The sequence below is a fragment of the Cohnella faecalis genome, from assembly GCF_003570905.1.
GTDB classification, from domain to species: domain Bacteria; phylum Bacillota; class Bacilli; order Paenibacillales; family Paenibacillaceae; genus Cohnella; species Cohnella faecalis.
In genome coordinates, this window is the sequence record NZ_QXJM01000027.1 from 126,225 (window position 1) to 143,706 (window position 17,482).

The 17,482-nt window shown below is 58.3% G+C and carries 13 protein-coding genes and 2 pseudogenes; all 15 read left to right on the plus strand.

Annotated elements, in window-relative coordinates:
- The first annotated feature begins 44 nt into the window (after positions 1-44).
- On the plus strand, positions 45-482 hold the full coding sequence (gene mraZ / locus D3H35_RS06450) for a division/cell wall cluster transcriptional repressor MraZ (protein ID WP_119148295.1): 438 nt from the start codon (positions 45-47) through the stop codon (positions 480-482).
- Positions 483-574: 92 nt separating this feature from the next.
- Entirely contained in the window at positions 575-1,528 is a 954-nt protein-coding gene (rsmH, locus tag D3H35_RS06455; protein ID WP_119148296.1) for a 16S rRNA (cytosine(1402)-N(4))-methyltransferase RsmH, read from the plus strand.
- A gap of 72 nt (positions 1,529-1,600) precedes the next feature.
- Positions 1,601-2,008, plus strand: coding sequence for a cell division protein FtsL (gene ftsL, locus D3H35_RS06460; protein WP_158593974.1), 408 nt, complete (start codon positions 1,601-1,603; stop codon positions 2,006-2,008).
- Between the two features lie 25 nt (positions 2,009-2,033).
- Entirely contained in the window at positions 2,034-4,301 is a 2,268-nt protein-coding gene (locus D3H35_RS06465; RefSeq protein WP_119148298.1) for a penicillin-binding transpeptidase domain-containing protein, read from the plus strand.
- Between the two features lie 90 nt (positions 4,302-4,391).
- Positions 4,392-6,314, plus strand: coding sequence for a stage V sporulation protein D (locus tag D3H35_RS06470; RefSeq protein WP_119148299.1), 1,923 nt, complete (start codon positions 4,392-4,394; stop codon positions 6,312-6,314).
- A 110-nt stretch (positions 6,315-6,424) separates the two neighbouring features.
- Positions 6,425-7,912, plus strand: a complete 1,488-nt coding sequence (locus D3H35_RS06475; RefSeq protein WP_119148300.1) for a UDP-N-acetylmuramoyl-L-alanyl-D-glutamate--2,6-diaminopimelate ligase — start codon at positions 6,425-6,427, stop codon at positions 7,910-7,912.
- Complete coding sequence (locus tag D3H35_RS06480; protein ID WP_233567813.1) at positions 7,912-9,315, plus strand: UDP-N-acetylmuramoyl-tripeptide--D-alanyl-D-alanine ligase; 1,404 nt, start codon at positions 7,912-7,914, stop codon at positions 9,313-9,315. The genes D3H35_RS06475 and D3H35_RS06480 overlap by 1 nt, the downstream gene beginning before the upstream one ends.
- Positions 9,316-9,317: 2 nt before the next feature.
- Complete coding sequence (gene mraY / locus D3H35_RS06485) at positions 9,318-10,283, plus strand: phospho-N-acetylmuramoyl-pentapeptide-transferase (protein ID WP_119148302.1); 966 nt, start codon at positions 9,318-9,320, stop codon at positions 10,281-10,283.
- A gap of 23 nt (positions 10,284-10,306) precedes the next feature.
- Positions 10,307-11,742, plus strand: a pseudogene (gene murD / locus D3H35_RS06490) (UDP-N-acetylmuramoyl-L-alanine--D-glutamate ligase).
- A gap of 44 nt (positions 11,743-11,786) precedes the next feature.
- Positions 11,787-12,884 carry a stage V sporulation protein E gene (spoVE, locus tag D3H35_RS06495; protein ID WP_119148303.1) on the plus strand — a complete coding sequence of 366 codons (1,098 nt, stop codon included), beginning with the start codon at positions 11,787-11,789 and terminating at the stop codon, positions 12,882-12,884.
- Between the two features lie 5 nt (positions 12,885-12,889).
- On the plus strand, positions 12,890-14,002 hold the full coding sequence (gene murG, locus D3H35_RS06500; protein WP_119147277.1) for an undecaprenyldiphospho-muramoylpentapeptide beta-N-acetylglucosaminyltransferase: 1,113 nt from the start codon (positions 12,890-12,892) through the stop codon (positions 14,000-14,002).
- Between the two features lie 308 nt (positions 14,003-14,310).
- A complete protein-coding gene (gene murB / locus D3H35_RS06505) occupies positions 14,311-15,216 on the plus strand; it encodes a UDP-N-acetylmuramate dehydrogenase (RefSeq protein ID WP_119147276.1) in 906 nt (301 codons plus the stop codon).
- A gap of 16 nt (positions 15,217-15,232) precedes the next feature.
- Positions 15,233-16,514, plus strand: a pseudogene (murA, locus tag D3H35_RS06510) (UDP-N-acetylglucosamine 1-carboxyvinyltransferase).
- A gap of 119 nt (positions 16,515-16,633) precedes the next feature.
- Positions 16,634-16,789, plus strand: coding sequence for a hypothetical protein (locus tag D3H35_RS30610; protein WP_158593975.1), 156 nt, complete (start codon positions 16,634-16,636; stop codon positions 16,787-16,789).
- Between the two features lie 19 nt (positions 16,790-16,808).
- On the plus strand, positions 16,809-17,402 hold the full coding sequence (locus D3H35_RS06515; RefSeq protein WP_158593976.1) for a cell division protein FtsQ/DivIB: 594 nt from the start codon (positions 16,809-16,811) through the stop codon (positions 17,400-17,402).
- Positions 17,403-17,482: the final 80 nt, after the last annotated feature.

Genomic DNA, 17,482 nt, shown 5'->3' on the forward strand with positions numbered 1-17,482 from the left:
TGGTTCAGAGTGGTGGAAAGTGGGGAAAGTTGGGGGGCGGGACCGTGTTTCTGGGCGAATACCAGCATAGCATCGACGACAAGGGACGGATTATCATTCCGGCCAAGTTCCGCGACGCCCTCGGTTCCGACTTTATCGTCACCCGTGGATTGGACAGTTGCTTGTTCGTTTACCCACGAGAGGAATGGACCCAGCTTGAGCAGCGCATGAAGGCTCTGCCCTCGATGGCGGCCAACGCGCGCGCATTCTCGCGGCTGCTGTTCTCCGGCGCATCCGAATGCGAATGGGACAAACAGGGCAGGGTAAACGTGCCCGGCCATTTGCGAGATTATGCGAAGCTGGACAAAGATTGCGTCGTCATAGGCGTTTCGACGAGAGTTGAAATTTGGGACAAGAAAGCGTGGGAGGAATATTCCCGGGCTTCCCAGGATTCCTTCAACGAGATTGCAGAGAAGCTGGTCGATTTCGATTTCAATTTCTAATTGGTTACAACATCCTTTGCATAGAATCAACGACTTAGAGAGAGTACAGAAAGAAGGGCCCGAACGACGAGGGTGCCGGAAGGGGCTTACATATGTTTCACCACATCACGGTGTTGTTAGAGGAAGCGGTCGAAGGGCTGAATGTGAAGCCGGACGGTATTTACGTCGACTGCACGCTTGGAGGAGCCGGGCATAGCTCTCTTATCGCATCGAAGCTTGGTCCCGGCGGCAGGCTGATCGCATTGGATCAGGACGACGCCGCTCTCGCCAACGCGCGTGAAAAGCTGGCTCCCTGGGCCGACTCCGTAACGCTGGTGAAAAGTAACTTCCGGTATTTGAAACAGGCGCTTCGGGAGGCCGGCGTGCCGGAAGTCGACGGGACGCCCCGAGTCGACGGCGTACTGTTCGATCTCGGCGTATCGAGCCCTCAGCTTGACGAAGCCGATCGAGGCTTCAGCTACAACCACGATGCGCCGCTCGATATGCGCATGGATCGCGAAGGGCCGCTGACGGCTCGCGACATCGTGAACGAATGGGATGAGAAAGAGATTACTCAAATCATTCGCGACTACGGCGAAGAGAAATTCGCCAGGTCGATCGCCCGCAAGATCGAGGGAGCGAGGGCGAAGGGGCCGATCGAGACGACGGGACAGCTGGTCGACATTATTAAATCGGCTATTCCCGCCGCGGCTCGCCGCACGGGACCGCATCCGGCGAAGAGAACGTTCCAGGCGCTCAGAATCGCCGTGAACGACGAGCTCGGCGCCGTTAAGGAAGCGTTAGCCCAGACGATCGACGTGTTGAACCCGGGCGGTCGAGCCTCCGTCATTACGTTTCATTCGTTGGAGGATCGCATCGCGAAAACCGCGTTCGCGGCCGAGGTTGCATCCTGCAGCTGTCCGACGGATTTTCCCATTTGCGTATGCGGCGGCGGAGACGGGCGGCTGAGGCTGACTCCGCGCAAGCCGATCGTGCCGTCGGAGCGGGAGCTCGCGGACAATCCGCGCGCGCGTTCCGCCAAGCTTAGAATCGCTGAGAAGCTCTAATGATACGGAGTTCAAATAGGACAAACCGCTTCGAACGAAAACATGAGGAATAAGAGAGGGGACAAAGACAAGATGGCTTACTACGGCAATTTGGCGCTCAGACCGGAACGCGCACCGGAGGAGACGGTTAAGCCGGTCAGGGAAACATACAAGGTCGTCAAAAAACGCCAGCTTCCGATCGGCGAAAAGCTGTTGTATTTGTTAACGGTTGCCGTTCTCGTCATCGTGGCTTGCGTCATTTTGAATCGATACGCGCAAATTTACGAAATGAACCGCACCATCCAGCAACAAAAGGCACAAGTCGAACAATTGACGACCCAGACGAAGGAATTGCAGAGAGAAGTAGAGCGGCTTAGCGACCCGGAACGAATCAGCGATTTTGCGTCGAAGCAGCTTGGTATGGTCAAGCTCGATCAACAAGGCATTACAATCGCCGCGAATAACGGCCGTACCGCCATCGCCGCGAAGCCGCAAGGCTAAGACTAAGGTAACGAGGTACAAGCGCATGACCAAACGAATCAAACTTAGGACGCTGCTGATGGGGGGGGTATTAGCCCTCTTTTTTCTTGGGCTCATATTCCGATTGTATTGGGTTCAAGTGGCGACCGCCTCGGAATGGGCGGCGCAAGCGCGAAAAACGTGGATGACCCACAAAACCCTTACTCAGGATCGGGGGCAAATCACGGATCGCAACGGAAAGGTGCTCGCTTCGGATGCGATCGCGTATACGGTAGCCGTCGGGCCGCAGCGCATTCACGATTTGGAAGAAAAGTTTCCAGGCTTTCAAATAACCGATCAGATCGTGGCTGAGCTTCATACGGTTCTGGGCACCTCGGAAGCGGAGCTGCGGAAGCGGATTGCGGCAACGAAAGAAGACGGCAGTCTGAGGGATCAGAGCGAAATCCGACCCGCCGGCTGGAAGGTCGACAAAGCGGTCAGGGACCGCATCGACGAGTTCGCGGTCAAGCTTCGTGAGAAGACGAAGACGAAGGACGTCGGCATTTATTTCATCGAAGAGAGCAAGCGGTATTATCCGAACGGGGCTTTGGCTTCCCACATTCTCGGCTACGAGAACAAGGAGGGCAAGGCAATCCTCGGACTTGAAAGCAAGCTCGACAACTTGTTAAAAGGAACGGCAGGCTTCATTCAATACGAAAAGGACCGGTCGGGAACGCCGCTGCCGAACGGCGAGGTGGAGGTAGAACAGCCCGTCAACGGCAAGGACGTCGCGCTGACGCTTGACCGAGACATCCAATTTTATATTGAGGAAGCGCTCAGAGAGGCGTACGCCAAATATAATCCCGTCAGCATTACGGCCATTGCGGCCGATCCGAAGACGATGGAAATTCTCGGCATGGCGAGCTTGCCCGATTTTAATCCGAACAGTTATGGGAGCACGAAAAATCAGGCAGCGTTCAAGGACAATGGCATTCAATCGGTATACGAGCCTGGATCGACGTTCAAGATCGTGACGCTTGCCGCCGCTGTGCAGGAAGGATTGTTCGATCCGGAGGCGAGCTACAAGTCGGGAACGATAAGAGTCGACAAAAAATCGCGTCCGATCAAGGATTACAACGGCTATGGCTGGGGCGACATTACCTATCTCGACGGCCTCAAGCATTCCAGCAACGTAGCGTTCGTCAAGCTGGGCTACGAAAAGCTCGGCACGGACAAGTTCATCGGCTACATTAATTCGTTCGGCTTCGGAACGAAAACAGGCATCGAGCTTCCCGGTGAATTGGGAGGGTCGATTAACATCGATAAGAGTATTCCCCGGGACGTTGCAACGGCTACTTTTGGACAAGGCTCCGTCCTTGTGACTCCGATTCAACAGGTGGCGGCGGTAGCGGCGGTAGCCAACGGAGGCAATCTGCTGAAGCCTCATATTATTAAGTCGATTACGGACCCCACTTCCGGCGAGAAGCAAGTATTCGAGCCAGAGAAGATCCGGCAAGTCATTTCGGCTGAAACCTCCAAGAAAGTCGCCGGCTATTTGGAGACGGTCGTCAGCGACCAGAAGATCGGCACCGGCAAAAACGCCTATATTCCGGGCTATCGCATCGCCGGAAAAACCGGAACGGCGCAAAAGGTTATTAACGGAAAATACGCGGAAGACAAATATGTCGTCTCGTTTATCGGCTTCGCTCCGGTAGAAGATCCGCAAATCGTGCTGCTGGTCATCGTCGACCAGCCGGATATTCCGGCGGCGGGGGGCGGCTCGGTAGCGGCTCCGATTTTCAAGCAAATTATGGGTCAATCGCTTCACCGGCTAGGTATCTCCCCGCAGCTTCCGAAGGCTGATGCAGCCAAGGAAGCGAAGACAGCCTCAGGTCCGGTGACGGTCGCCGTGCCGGATGTCCAGGGAATGACGGTCGCGCAAGCGAAAGCGAGCCTGAAGCGGTTCGGCGTGCAAGTCGTCGGCAAGGGAGCCAAGGTGCTGCGCCAGCTTCCGGAGCCCGAAGTCGTCCTGCCGGAGTCGCAGCCTGTCTACCTGCTTACGACGGAATCGGGGGCGGGAGGCGCAATTCCCGACTTGAAGGGGCTGCCGCTCCGCGATGCGCTTGATCTGTGCTCTTTGCTCGGTGCGGCCTGCACGGTGCAAGGCGAAGGCTACGTCGCGCAGCAGAAGGCGGAGCAGGCGAACGGCAAGTGGAAGGTGGAGCTGACGCTGGCTCCGCCGGGAGAGCAGCCGGCCGAGGAGCCGGAGGACGACACGAAAGATTCCGGAGACGGCGGCAAGACGGATTCCAAAGGCGCGAAGCCGGACGGATAACCGGGCTTGTTCTATCCCCCCTGCGCTAGGAATAGTCTGGAACAAAGGCCAGAGGCTTGTTCCGACGACCGGCGAAGGGGTATTTTTGTCATGAAGGTATCGCAGGTGAAAGTGCGCCGCAGACTTCTGACGGCGTTGATCGTTTTGATCGCCGCTTTTTCGGCGCTTGTGCTCCGATTGGGTTACGTCCAGCTGTGGAAGGGCGGAGAGCTGTCGCTGATGGCCGAGGAGAACTGGCGGCGCGGCATTCCGTTCGAGCCCAAGCGCGGCGAAATCGTCGACAGGAACGGCACTCGTCTCGCTTATAATGTCAGCTCTCCAACCGTCTATGCCGTCCCGGTGCAGATTAAGGATAAACCGGGTACCGCGAAGCGGCTTTCCGGCATTCTTGGCATGTCGGAAGAGCTGCTCTTGAAGCAGATTTCCAAGCAAGCGCGAGACGTGCGCCTATCGCCTGGAGGCCGCAAGATGACGCTGGAAAAGGCGCAGGAGGTTCGCAATCTTCGATTGCCCGGCATTTACGTCGGCGAGGATAACAAACGGTTCTATCCGTATGGAAGCATGGCCGCGAACGTGCTCGGCTTTACGGGCGCGTTCAACGACGGCTTGACAGGTCTTGAGCTAAAGTACGATAAGCTGCTGACCGGGCTGGAGGGAAGGGTGTCGTTCTTGACGGACGCGGCCGGACGGCAGATGCCCAATTCGTCGGACAAATACGTGCCGCCGAAGGACGGGCTGACGCTGCAGCTGACGCTCGATCAGACGGTGCAGTCGATCGTCGAGCGCGAGCTCGATCAGGCGATGCTGCAGCACCAGGCGAAGAGCGTCATCGCTATCGCAATGAACCCGAAAAACGGCGAAATTCTCGCCATGGGAAGCCGGCCGACGTTCGAGCCGGACAAATACCAGGAAGTGCCCACCGAAGTCTATAATCGAAATTTGCCGATCTGGATGACTTACGAGCCGGGGTCAACGTTCAAAATCATTACGCTGGCGGCGGCTCTTCAGGAGAAGAAGGTCGACTTGACGCATGAACGCTTTTTCGATCCGGGCTTCGTTGAGGTTGGCGGTGCGAGGCTCCGATGCTGGAAGAAGGGCGGCCACGGCAGCCAAACGTTTCTGGAGGTCGTCGAAAATTCCTGCAACCCCGGCTTCGTAGCGCTCGGTCAAAGACTGGGCAAGGAAAAGCTGTTCTCGTACATTAACGCCTTCGGGTTCGGTCAGAAGACGGGCATCGACTTGATGGGAGAGGAGAACGGCATTTTGTTCAAGCCTTCCCGGGTCGGCCCTGTAGAGCTCGCGACGACAGCGTTCGGTCAAGGGGTGTCCGTGACGCCGATTCAACAAATAACGGCTGTGGCCGCGGCGGTAAACGGAGGGAATCTGTGGAAGCCCCACGTTTCGAAAGGGTGGATTCAGCCGGAGACGGGGGCCGTGCTGGAGAGTGTCAAGCCGGAGCTCGTGCGCCAAGTCATCTCCCCCGAGGTTTCCGCACAGGTGCGCGATGCGCTTGAGAAAGTTGTCGCACAAGGAACAGGCAAAAACGCGTTCCTGGAAGGGTATCGCGTAGGAGGGAAAACCGGGACAGCCCAGAAGGTTATTAACGGTCGCTATTCGCCCAACGAACATATCGTTTCGTTCATCGGGTTCGCCCCGGCGGACGATCCCCAGCTCATCGTCTACGTCGCGGTCGACAATCCGCAAGGCATTCAATTCGGAGGCATCGTCGCCGCGCCGATCGTTCGCAATATTATGGCGGACGCCCTCCCTTATCTAGGCGTAAAGCCAAGGACCATTCAAGTGGAGAAAGAATATAAATACGGCGATACTCCGATTCTCAAAGTGCCTAATTTGGTAGGCAAGACCGTATCGGACATTTACGAGGATATGAGCATGGACTTTCAGCTTGCCGCCTCCGGGTCGGGGGCCACCGTTATTCGGCAAGCTCCTGCCGCCGGATCGAAGGTCGAGAAGGGAGCGGTCATTCGCATCTATCTCGGGGCCGGCGAGTAGCCGTACCGCTTGCAGTCAGACGAAAGTCGATTAAGAAAATGCCATAACTCTTGAATGGAAGGGTTTCGTTGGTTGATAATGTAGATACATTTGCCTTAGGAGGCCCTATCATGAATTTGCACGAACTATCGCAGCAGCTGCTCGTCTACCGGATCGAAGGCGACGGCCATACGGTCGTTAGTCGTCTGGAGACCGACTCGCGCAAGGCCAAGCAGGGCGATCTGTTCTTCTGCTTGCCCGGCCATACGGTCGACGGACACGATTACGCGCCGCTTGCGGTACGGTCGGGAGCCGCCGCATTGGTCGTCTCCAGACAGCTTCCTCTGCCTGTTCCGCAGCTCGTCGTTCCGGATACCCGTCACGCGCTCGCGGCATTGGTCGATTATTTTTACGGCAGACCTTCAGATAGCTTGCGCCCGATCGGGATTACCGGTACGAACGGGAAGACGACGATTACCTATTTGATCGAACGGATTTTGACGGACGCGGGCATTCCGACCGGCGTCATCGGCACGATCGAGACTCGCTACGCCGGACAAAGCTTCCCGATGTCGGGGACGACTCCCGACGTTCTGGAGCTTCAGCGAATTTTCCGTTCTATGATAGACGCGGGAACGAGCCGCGCCGTTATGGAGGTATCCTCGCATGCTCTTGAGCAGGGACGGGTGAAAGGAACCCGTTTTCGCACCGCCATATTTACGAATTTGACGCAAGACCATCTCGACTATCACGGAACGATGGAAAACTACGAGGCTGCCAAAGGATTGTTCTTCTCCCGGCTCGGCAACCGGTTCGAGGACGATCCGGCGAGCCGCGCCTTCGCCGTGCTCAACGCGGACGACGACGCATCGCAAAGATTCGCCAAACTGACGGCCGCGGAGGTCGTCACTTACGGGATCGACAAGGACGCCCACGTTCGGGCGCATGACGTTGCCATTTCCTCCAGCGGCACTTCCTTTACGTTGGAAACCGTAAGAGGAACGAGGGAAGTAAACTTGCGCCTGGTCGGCAAGTTCAACGTATACAACGCGCTTGCCTCGCTGGCGGCGGCATGGTGCGAAGGCATCGATCTGGATCGCGCCGTTGAGAGCTTGGAGCGGATTCCGGGCGTTCCCGGGCGGGTGGAGGCGGTGGACGAGGGGCAGCCCTTCGCGGTCGTCGTCGATTACGCGCATACGCCGGACGGCTTGGAGAACGTGCTGCGAGCCGTGCGGGAAATCGCGAAGGGGCGCGTTATCGCCGTGTTCGGCTGCGGCGGCGACCGGGATCGGACGAAACGGCCGATTATGGGCCGCATCGCTTCGGAGCTTGCCGACGTCCTGATCGTGACGAGCGACAACCCGCGGACAGAGGAACCGGTCGCGATATTGGCCGATATCGAGGCGGGACTCGTCCAGGCCGCAGTGCCGAAAGACCGCTATACGCTTGAGCCCGACCGCCGGGCGGCGATCGAAAAAGCGGTTGAAATGGCAAGCCCCCGCGATGTAGTATTGATTGCGGGGAAAGGCCACGAAACGTATCAAGACATCGGCGGCGTCAAGCACGATTTCGACGATCGCCTAGTAGCGCGAAGCGCCATAAGGAGTCTGAACAAGTGATGCAAGCCAAATTGCGGGATGTCGCGGCATGGAGCGGAGGTTTCGCGGGAGATGCCGCCGGAGACACGCTTCTGACGGGAGTCTCGACCGATACGCGCACGATCAAGCCGGGGCAATTGTTCGTACCTCTCGTAGGAGAGCGGTTCGACGGCCACGACTATTTGAATGCCGCCATAGCGGCGGGGGCGGCTGCCGCGTTATGGCAGCGAAGCCGTCCGGTACCCGCTGACCCGGGCGTTCCTCTTATTCTGGTCAACGATACGCTGGACGCATTGCAGACGCTGGCCAGCAGTTATCTCGAGACTCTAGGGGCGAGGGTCGTATCCGTTACCGGAAGCAACGGGAAGACGACGACGAAGGATCTTGTATCCTCCGTATTGGCCGTCCGGTACAACGTTCATAAGACCGAGGGCAACTTCAATAATCATATCGGCTTGCCGCTGACGATTTTGCGGGCATCGCCGGATACCGAGGTTCTCGTGCTGGAGAAGGGCATGAGCGGCTTCGGGGAAATCGCGAAGCTATGCTCTATCGCCCAGCCGGACGTTGCGATTGTTACGAATATAGGAGAATCCCATCTTCTTCAGCTAGGAACGAGAAACGGAATCGCCAGGGCGAAGCTTGAAATCGCCGCAGGGCTCAAGTCGGGCGGCGTTCTCGTCATGAACGGCGACGAGCCCCTGCTGGCCGAAGAGCTCGCGGGCATCAGCATGCCGGAAGGAGCGTCCGTGCTGACGTTCGGGGCGGGAGAGGGCAACGACTGGAGAGCGACGGACATCGAGGTGACGACGGAAGGCGCTGCATTCAATGCGGTCAAGGACGGAGTCGCCGCTGAATACCGCATACCGGTTCCGGGCAGGCACAATGCCGTCAATGCGCTGGCTGCCGTTGCCGCAGGACGATTGTTCGGACTTTCAGCCGCCGATATTCGCGAGGGTCTCGCCTCCGCGAAGCTGACCGGCATGAGAATAGAACGGTCTACAGCCAAGAACGGAGCCGTCATCCTGAACGATGCGTATAACGCGAGCCCTACCTCGGTAAGGGCGGCTATCGATCTTGTTGCGGGGCTTGACGGCTATAGCCGCAAGTGGATTGTGCTCGGAGACATGCTGGAGCTGGGCGGCGACGAAGCGGCGTATCACGCCGAAATCGGCCGTTACGTAACTGCGGGCAAGGCGTACGCCCTATGGGCATACGGGCCGCTGTCGGCACATACGATTGAGCATGCGGGGCTTCCTTCGCAAGGCGAGGAAGCGACGGCGCGGCATTATACAGACAAGGAGCGGCTTGCAAGCGAGCTCTTGTCGGCGGTCGGTCCGCACGATTTGGTGCTTGTCAAAGCGTCGCGGGGAATGAAGCTGGAGCAAATCGTGACGGCGCTGCAGAAAGGAGCCGAAGGCTGATTATGGACTATACATCGATCCTGTGGACCTTGGGTGTTTCCTTCGTGCTGGCGGTCTTGTTCGGGCCTTTATTCATCCCGATTTTGCGTCGCATGAAATTCGGCCAGCAAGTAAGGGAGGACGGTCCGCAGTCCCATTTGAAAAAACAAGGGACGCCGACGATGGGCGGAGTCATCATCTTGCTAGCGCTGACTCTTTCCTATCTCAAGTTCGCCGATCACGACAGCCCGGCCTTCTGGGCTTTGCTCGTCGCTTGTCTCGGTTTCGGATTGGTCGGTTTTCTTGACGATTACATCAAGATCGCATTCAAGCGCTCGCTTGGCCTGACCGCCAAGCAGAAGCTGTTCGGACAGCTTTTGTTCGCCGTCATTTTTTGCGTTATTCTATATTCCATGGATCATAGCACCGCGATCGGCGTTCCGGGAACGGATTGGTCGGTCGATTTGAAGTGGGGCTATTACTTGCTCGTCATCGTGATCTTCTTCGCTTCGAGCAATTCCGTCAATTTCACGGACGGGCTGGACGGTCTTTTGGCCGGGACAAGCGCCCTGGCGTTCGGAGCTTTCGCTCTGATCGCGGTGGAAGCGACGGAATCCCATTCGGCCGTATTTTCCGCGGCTGTCGTCGGAGCCGTGCTCGGCTTTCTAGTCTACAACAAGCATCCGGCCAAAGTGTTCATGGGCGACAGCGGATCGCTCGGACTAGGCGGCGGCATCGCCGCGGTATCGATTCTGACGAAGACGGAGCTGCTGCTGGTCGTTATCGGCGGCGTGTTCGTGTTCGAGATGCTGTCGGTCATTATTCAGGTAGCATCGTTTAAGACGAGGGGCAAACGGGTATTCAAAATGAGTCCCATTCATCACCACTTCGAGCTGTCCGGATGGTCCGAATGGCGCGTCGTAACGACTTTTTGGGCAGCCGGTCTCGTGCTTGCGGGCGTCGGGCTGTTCCTGTACCGATTGAGCTGATGACGTAAAGGGGCTATCGAGAAATGAAGGAATTGCAGCAATACCGAGGACGCCGGGTCGTCGTTCTTGGGCTGGCCCGAAGCGGCGCGGCGGCCGCGAAGCTGTTCCAAGGCGCGGGGGCCATTGTAACCGTCAACGATCAAAAACCGCGGGAGCAATGTCCCGAAGCTTCGGAGCTCGAGGCTTTGGGCATTTCTGTTGTGTGCGGAGGACATCCGGCGGATCTCGTTACGAGGGAGACGGCGCTGCTTGTTAAAAATCCGGGAATTCCCTACTCTGCGGACCCGGTCGTTCAGGCGGAGAGATTAGGAGTCGAAGTAGTGACCGAGGTGGAGGTTGCGGGCCGCATATCACCTGCGCCGATTATCGGCATCACCGGCTCCAACGGCAAAACCACGACGACGACTCTGACGGGGGTGCTGCTCGAAGCGGCCGGTTTGTCGCCGATCGTAGCCGGCAACATCGGACGGCCGCTGTGCGAAGCCGCTCAGGAAATTTCCGGGACGGGATGGCTTGTGGCGGAGCTGAGCAGCTTTCAATTGAAAGGGACTGTAGACTTCCGGCCGCGCGTCGCTTGTCTGCTCAACGTGGCGGAAACTCATCTCGATTATCACGGGACGATGGAGGATTACGTCGTATCGAAGTCGAAGCTGTTCGAGAACCAGTCGGCTGCGGATGTTGCGATTTACAACGCGGATGACGAAACGTGCCTGCGTCTGTCGGAGACGATGTCGGGAAGGAAGTTTCCCTTCTCGCTCACGAAGCGGCTGGCGGCGGGGGTGTTCGTTGAGCCGCCGTATCCTTCGGTCAAGCCGGAGGGCGACGAGACCGACGAACCGAGATGGATCGTTCATCGTCAAGGGGACGGCGAGGACGCGAAGCGCTTGCTGCCCGTATCGGAGCTTGGCATACCGGGGCGGCATAACACCGCCAACGCGCTTGCTGCCGTCGCGATCGCCTTGTCGGCCGGAGCCGAGCCGTCGTCGCTCGCGGAGCCGCTTCGCCGGTTCCGCGGCGTGGAGCATCGGCTGGAATACGTCGGGCAGATTCGCGAGGTAGGCTATTACAACGATTCCAAAGCGACTAACCCGATGGCGTCGACGATGTCGATATTGTCGCTGCCCGCTCCGCTCATTCTGATCGCGGGCGGTCTTGACAGAGGCTCGGACTATATGGAACTGCTACCGGTATTTCGCGACAGGCTTAAGGGAATCGTCGTGCTCGGGGAAACCCGGGAAAAGATTCGCAAGGTGGCGGAAGCGGCCGGTTTAACGGCGATCAAAACGGTCGAACCTGAAGGTGACGCCGAAGCGACGCTGCGCCGGGCCGTGGAAGAAGCCGCGGGCATGGCCGAACCGGGGACACCGTCCTTCTGTCACCGGCCTGCGCGAGCTGGGACATGTTCCCGTCCTACGAAGTGCGAGGCCGCATGTTTAAGCAATCGGCGCATACGTTGTAGAAGGGGGCTTGTCCCTACTTCTGCGAGTCCGAGGTGTCCGATTCATGAACAAAACCCGCACCATTCCCGATATTTGGATGATCGCCGCTACGCTCGGCATTCTCGCGATCGGGGTCGTCATGGTATACAGCGCGAGCGCCGTGGCCGCTTTTCACGATTACGGGGATCCCTATTACTATGTGAAGCGACAGCTTATTTTCGCCGCGCTGGGGGTCGTTGCGATGTTCGTCACGATGAACGTCGATTACCATATGCTGCGCAAATGGGCCTTGCCGGCTCTGCTCGTCTGCTTCGGCCTGCTGCTGCTCGTGCTCGTTCCCGGTATCGGGAATGTAAGAGGGGGAGCGCGAAGCTGGCTCGGAATCGGTTCGTTCGGCATCCAGCCTTCGGAATTTATGAAGCTTGCGATGATTTTGTTTTTAGCCAGGCTTTTGTCGGAACGGCAGCAGCTCATGCCGTCGTTCGCGAGAGGGCTGCTTCCGCCGCTCGGCATTCTGGGAACGGCATTCGGCCTCATTATGCTTCAACCGGATCTGGGTACCGGAGCCGTCATGATCGGCGCCGCTTTGCTCGTCATTTACGTGGCCGGCGCAAAGCTGTCCCACCTCGGCGGGCTCGCCCTCGTCGGCGCCGCCGGGTTCGGAGCGCTCATTGCGGCGGCGCCTTATCGTCTGCTCAGAATAACGGCCTTTCTCGATCCGTGGCAAGACCCGCTAGGAGCGGGCTACCAGTCGATTCAATCGCTGTACGCGATCGGACCCGGCGGACTCGTCGGTCTCGGTCTCGGTATGAGCCGTCAAAAATACAATTATTTGCCCGAGCCGCAGACGGATTTTATTTTTTCCATCCTGGCCGAAGAGCTCGGCTTTATCGGCGGAGCGCTGCTTCTCGCGCTGTTCCTGCTTCTTATTTGGCGAGGCATGCGCACGGCCATTACGATTACGGATCCGTTCGGCAGCTTGCTCGCATCGGGGATCGTCGGCATTTTCGCGGTTCAGGTGCTTATCAATATCGGAGTCGTAATCGGCATGATGCCGGTAACGGGAATCACGCTGCCGCTCGTCAGCTACGGAGGCTCGTCGCTGACGCTGCTGCTGACGGCGCTTGGCATTTTACTTAATTTATCCCGTCATGCGAGGTGACGTTCATGCGTGTCGTGTTGACCGGTGGAGGCACCGGAGGTCATATTTATCCTGCGCTGGCCATTGGCCGCGATATTAAGGAACGGGAGCCGGATTCGTCCTTCCTGTACATCGGAGCTCTGAGGGGGCTGGAGAGCCGAATCGTTCCGCAGCAAGGCATCCCTTTCGAAGCGATCCACATTACCGGCTTTAGGAGATCGCTGTCGTTCGAGAACGTACGGACAGTAATGCGGTTTTGGCAAGGGGTGCGGCGTTCGAAGGCGCTGCTGAAAAAATTCAAGCCGGACGTCGTCGTCGGCACCGGAGGATATGTGTGCGGTCCCGTCGTCTACGCGGCGGCGAAGCTCGGCATTCCGACGGTCATTCACGAGCAGAATGTCGTACCCGGCCTTACCAATCATTTTTTGAGCCGCTATGTGAAAGGCGTGGCCGTCAGCTTTGCGGAATCGAAGCCGCATTTCGCCAAATGCCCGGACGTCGTTCATGCCGGAAATCCGTGCGCGTCGGCCGTTCTTCGAGCGGACCGCAAGCAAGGCTTTGCTTCGCTCGGACTGGCTCCCGAGACGCCGTTCGTCGTCGTCGTCGGCGGAAGCGGCGGGGCCAAAGCGCTGAACGAGGCGGCTGTCCGAATGTCGCCCGCGCTCTCTGCATTGCCGGACGTACATGTCGTAATCGTCACGGGAGAACGGTTCTATGAAGAGACCAAGGCGCGAATCGAAGGACTGGCGTCTTCTTCGCAAAGCCGAATTCATGTACTGCCTTATTTGCACAACATGCCGGAAGTATTGGCGGCGGCCTCGCTGGTCGTGAGCCGCGCCGGCGCTTCGCTGGTCGCGGAAATAACGGCGATCGGCGTCCCTTCGATATTGGTGCCGTCGCCGAACGTAACGAACAACCATCAGGAGCCGAACGCCCGAAGCGTCGCCGACGCGGGCGCGGGCGAAATGATTCTGGAGCGCGAGCTGACCGGCGACGCGCTTTTCGAACGGATTTCCGCCATTATGGGGGATTCCGATCGGCGCGCGGCGATGTCCAAAGCGTCGCGGTCCCTCGGCATGCCGGAAGCGGCGGCCGCCATATACGAGCAAATCCGCCGGGTTACCCGGCAGCAACGATAAATTCGAACGGAATGCTCTTCATCGGGCGATGCGGCTGAGGGATGGGCAATGGGCATTTGTCACACCCCCTTGCAGCCTGACATAAGATACAGCGTGATCGTGACTGCCGAACTTGTTCTCGCGCCGGCGAGACCGACAGCGACACACGCGCCGGATGAAGGCTGCCGTTTCTTCACGGAACGGCTGACATTCCTGTAATTGCACAGCGGGCCGATTTCGGCGCCGCGATTGAAATCGTCCCGTTCTGTCGACGAGGGCCGATTTCGGCGCGGCGACCCGGATTCGGGCACGCCAAGGAGGAAACTTTCATGCAGCAATTGACCGCGGAGCTGGAACACGCCGGGGTAGGGCGCGTGTGGACGAACGAACCGCTCGCCAATCATACGACCTGGAAAATCGGCGGGCCTGCGGACGTGCTGATCATTCCCGATGACGAGGAACAGCTCGCTGCTGCGCTGGCTGTCCTTCATAGCCGGGGAGTTCCGTGGACCATGCTCGGCAGGGGGTCCAATACGCTCGTCTCCGACAAAGGGGTTCGCGGCGCCGTTATCAAGCTTGGTGACGGCTTCGGGGGGCTTCGCTTCGAAGGAAACGCGGCGCAAGCGGGCGCGTCGTATTCGTTCATCAAGCTATCGGTTATGTCCGGCAAGGAAGGGCTGACCGGGCTGGAGTTCGCGGGAGGAATTCCCGGCACGGTGGGCGGTGCCGTCTATATGAACGCCGGTGCGCACGGTTCGGACGTATCACGTGTTTTCAAGTCGGCCGATATCGTCTGGGAAGACGGGAGCATGGCGACTCTCGGCAAGGAAGAGATGGCATTCTCGTACCGGCATTCCGTACTTCAGGAACGACGGGGAATTGTGACGAGGGCCGTGCTTGAGCTTGCGCCGGGAGACCGCAAGGAAATCGCCGCGGCGATGGCTTCCTACAAGGATCGCAGGCTGCGCACGCAGCCGCTGCAGATGGCTTGTGCGGGCAGCGTATTCCGCAACCCGCCGAACGATCATGCCGCAAGGCTGATCGAAGCGGCCGGGCTCAAGGGGGCTCGCGAAGGCGGGGCCGAGGTTTCCTTGCTGCACGCCAACTTTATCGTTAACCATGGCGGAGCGACGGCCGAGGACGTTCTAAAGCTCATCCAACGGGTACAGGGCGCCATCGCAGACCGCTTCGGAATTGATCTGGTGCCGGAGGTTCTCTTGATGGGTGAGCGATAAGGAAGAGGTGAACCCCTTGGACAAACTGGTGATTGAAGGCGGAAAGCCGCTTTCGGGCACCATTCGCATCCACGGAGCCAAAAACGCCGCTTTGCCGATTTTGGCCGCAAGTCTGCTTGCCGAAGGATCCGTGAAGCTCCTCAACGTACCGCAGCTGCTGGACATCGACGTAATGCTCGATATATTGCGCAACTTGGGCTGCCGGGCGGAGCACGAGGAACAGACGGTGCTCCTGGACGGCGCGAATATCGCTTCGTCGCATATTCCCGAGCCTTTGATGCGTCAAATGCGTTCCTCCGTCTTTTTGATGGGCCCGCTTCTCGCCAGATTCGGCGAGGTGCAGCTCTACCAGCCCGGAGGCTGCGCGATTGGCGAACGAAAAATCGATTTGCATTTGCGGGGCTTGCCGCCCTTGGCGCGGACATCGAAGAGAAGGGCAGCCGAATTGTATGCAAGGCCAAGAGGCTGACCGGCGCCGAAATTATTCTGGATTTTCCCAGCGTAGGCGCGACCGAGAATATAATGATGGCTGCCGTTCTGGCCAAAGGGCGCACGACAATCGTCGGCGCCGCCCGCGAGCCGGAAATCCAGGATTTGCAGCGGTTTTTGAACGAGCTTGGCGCCAAAGTCCGGGGGGCGGTACAGACACGATTTTCATAGACGGCGTCGACCGGCTCGAAGGCTGCGTCTTTGAGATTATTCCCGACCGTATCGTGTCGGGAACCGTCATGGTAGCAGCCGCTGCGACCCGAGGGGACGTGACGCTGGAAGGAGCGCATCCCGCTCATCTGACGTCGCTAATCCACGTGCTGAGGCGCGCCGGTGTTCAAATCGACGTCGGCGATGGTATAATGAAGGTCGGCGCATCGGGGCGGCTCAAAGCCGTCGATCGCGTCGTTACGTCTCCTTACCCCGCTTTTCCGACCGATCTCCAAGCTCAAGTGATGACCTTGCTTGCCCTGTCGGACGGCGTAAGCGTTATGAAGGAAACGATATTCGAAGGCCGCTTCAAGCATGTCGACGAATTGTGCCGCATGGGAGCGGACATCAGAGTCGATCTCAATCACGCCTTTATCCGCGGCGTGCCGCAGCTATACGGCACATCGGTGGAAGCGACCGATTTGCGCGCGGGAGCCGCGCTTGTCATCGCCGGACTCGCGGCGCATGGCCGTACGGTCGTCGAGCAAGTTCATCACATCGATCGCGGCTACGATCGGATCGAGGCGATGTTCAGCAAGTTGAACGGCGATATCGTGCGCGTAACGAACGAGAGCCTTAAGCTACAGGGTCAAAGGTAACGCATCCCGCCCAGCAGGCCGTCTCCCGCAGCGGGGACGTTTTTTGTAAGCGATTGGGACAAGTCCGCTAGCGGGATCGGCATATGGTTGCATTTTGGAGAATGGAGGGGAACTGACGAATGAACGAGAGGATTCCGGCGCTCAAGCAAGCGGAGCTCCCCGCCAAGGGAAAAAAGCGAGGCCGAAAGCTGCTGGCGATCGTGATCGCTCTCTTGGCCATCATTCTCGTTTTTTTGTTTTTTTCGCTCCTCCTTGGCCAAAATTCAGGTCATTAACGTGGAGGGCGCTTCGTATTTGACGGCCGAGGAAGTGAAAGCCGCGCTGGCTGTCAACGTCGGCGATTCGTTCTTCGTTCCGTCCTCCGGCAAGCTGGAGACCAGAGTGCGTTCTCTGAAGCCGGTTAAGGAGGCTTCGATCGTCAAGCATTTTCCAGGCAAGCTTACCGTGAAGCTGCAAGAATTCGAAGAGGTGGCGACAGAGCTCGGAGCGGACGGCAAGGTGCAAGCGGTGCTTGCCAACGGCCTCGTCCTCCCTTCGAAGCAGGGAGCGCTTCCCGATAAGCCTATTCTAACCGGATGGAAGACGGGGGACGCGAACTTTCAGGCGCTGTGCCAGACACTGAGCCAGCTTCCGGATCACTTGCTGACGGATTTATCCGAAATCAAGCCCGATCCTTCCAAATCTTATCCCGACCGGATCAAGCTGTATACCCGATCTCGCTTCGAGGTTGTAACGACTGTAGGCAAGCTGTCCGAAAAAATTATTTTTCTGAGCGATATCGTGGAAAACCGCGAGCCTGGACGCATCGTTCTGCTCGAAGCCGACACCTATTTTCCGTATTCGGCACAAAACGCCGACCAGGACGGGGCGGATTCCGCCAATCCTTGATCGAGCCGACAAGACGGCCTATAGCATTCTTTTTTGCGTTAAGGAAATGGACACTACTCAACCTGGCAAAAGAATGCTAG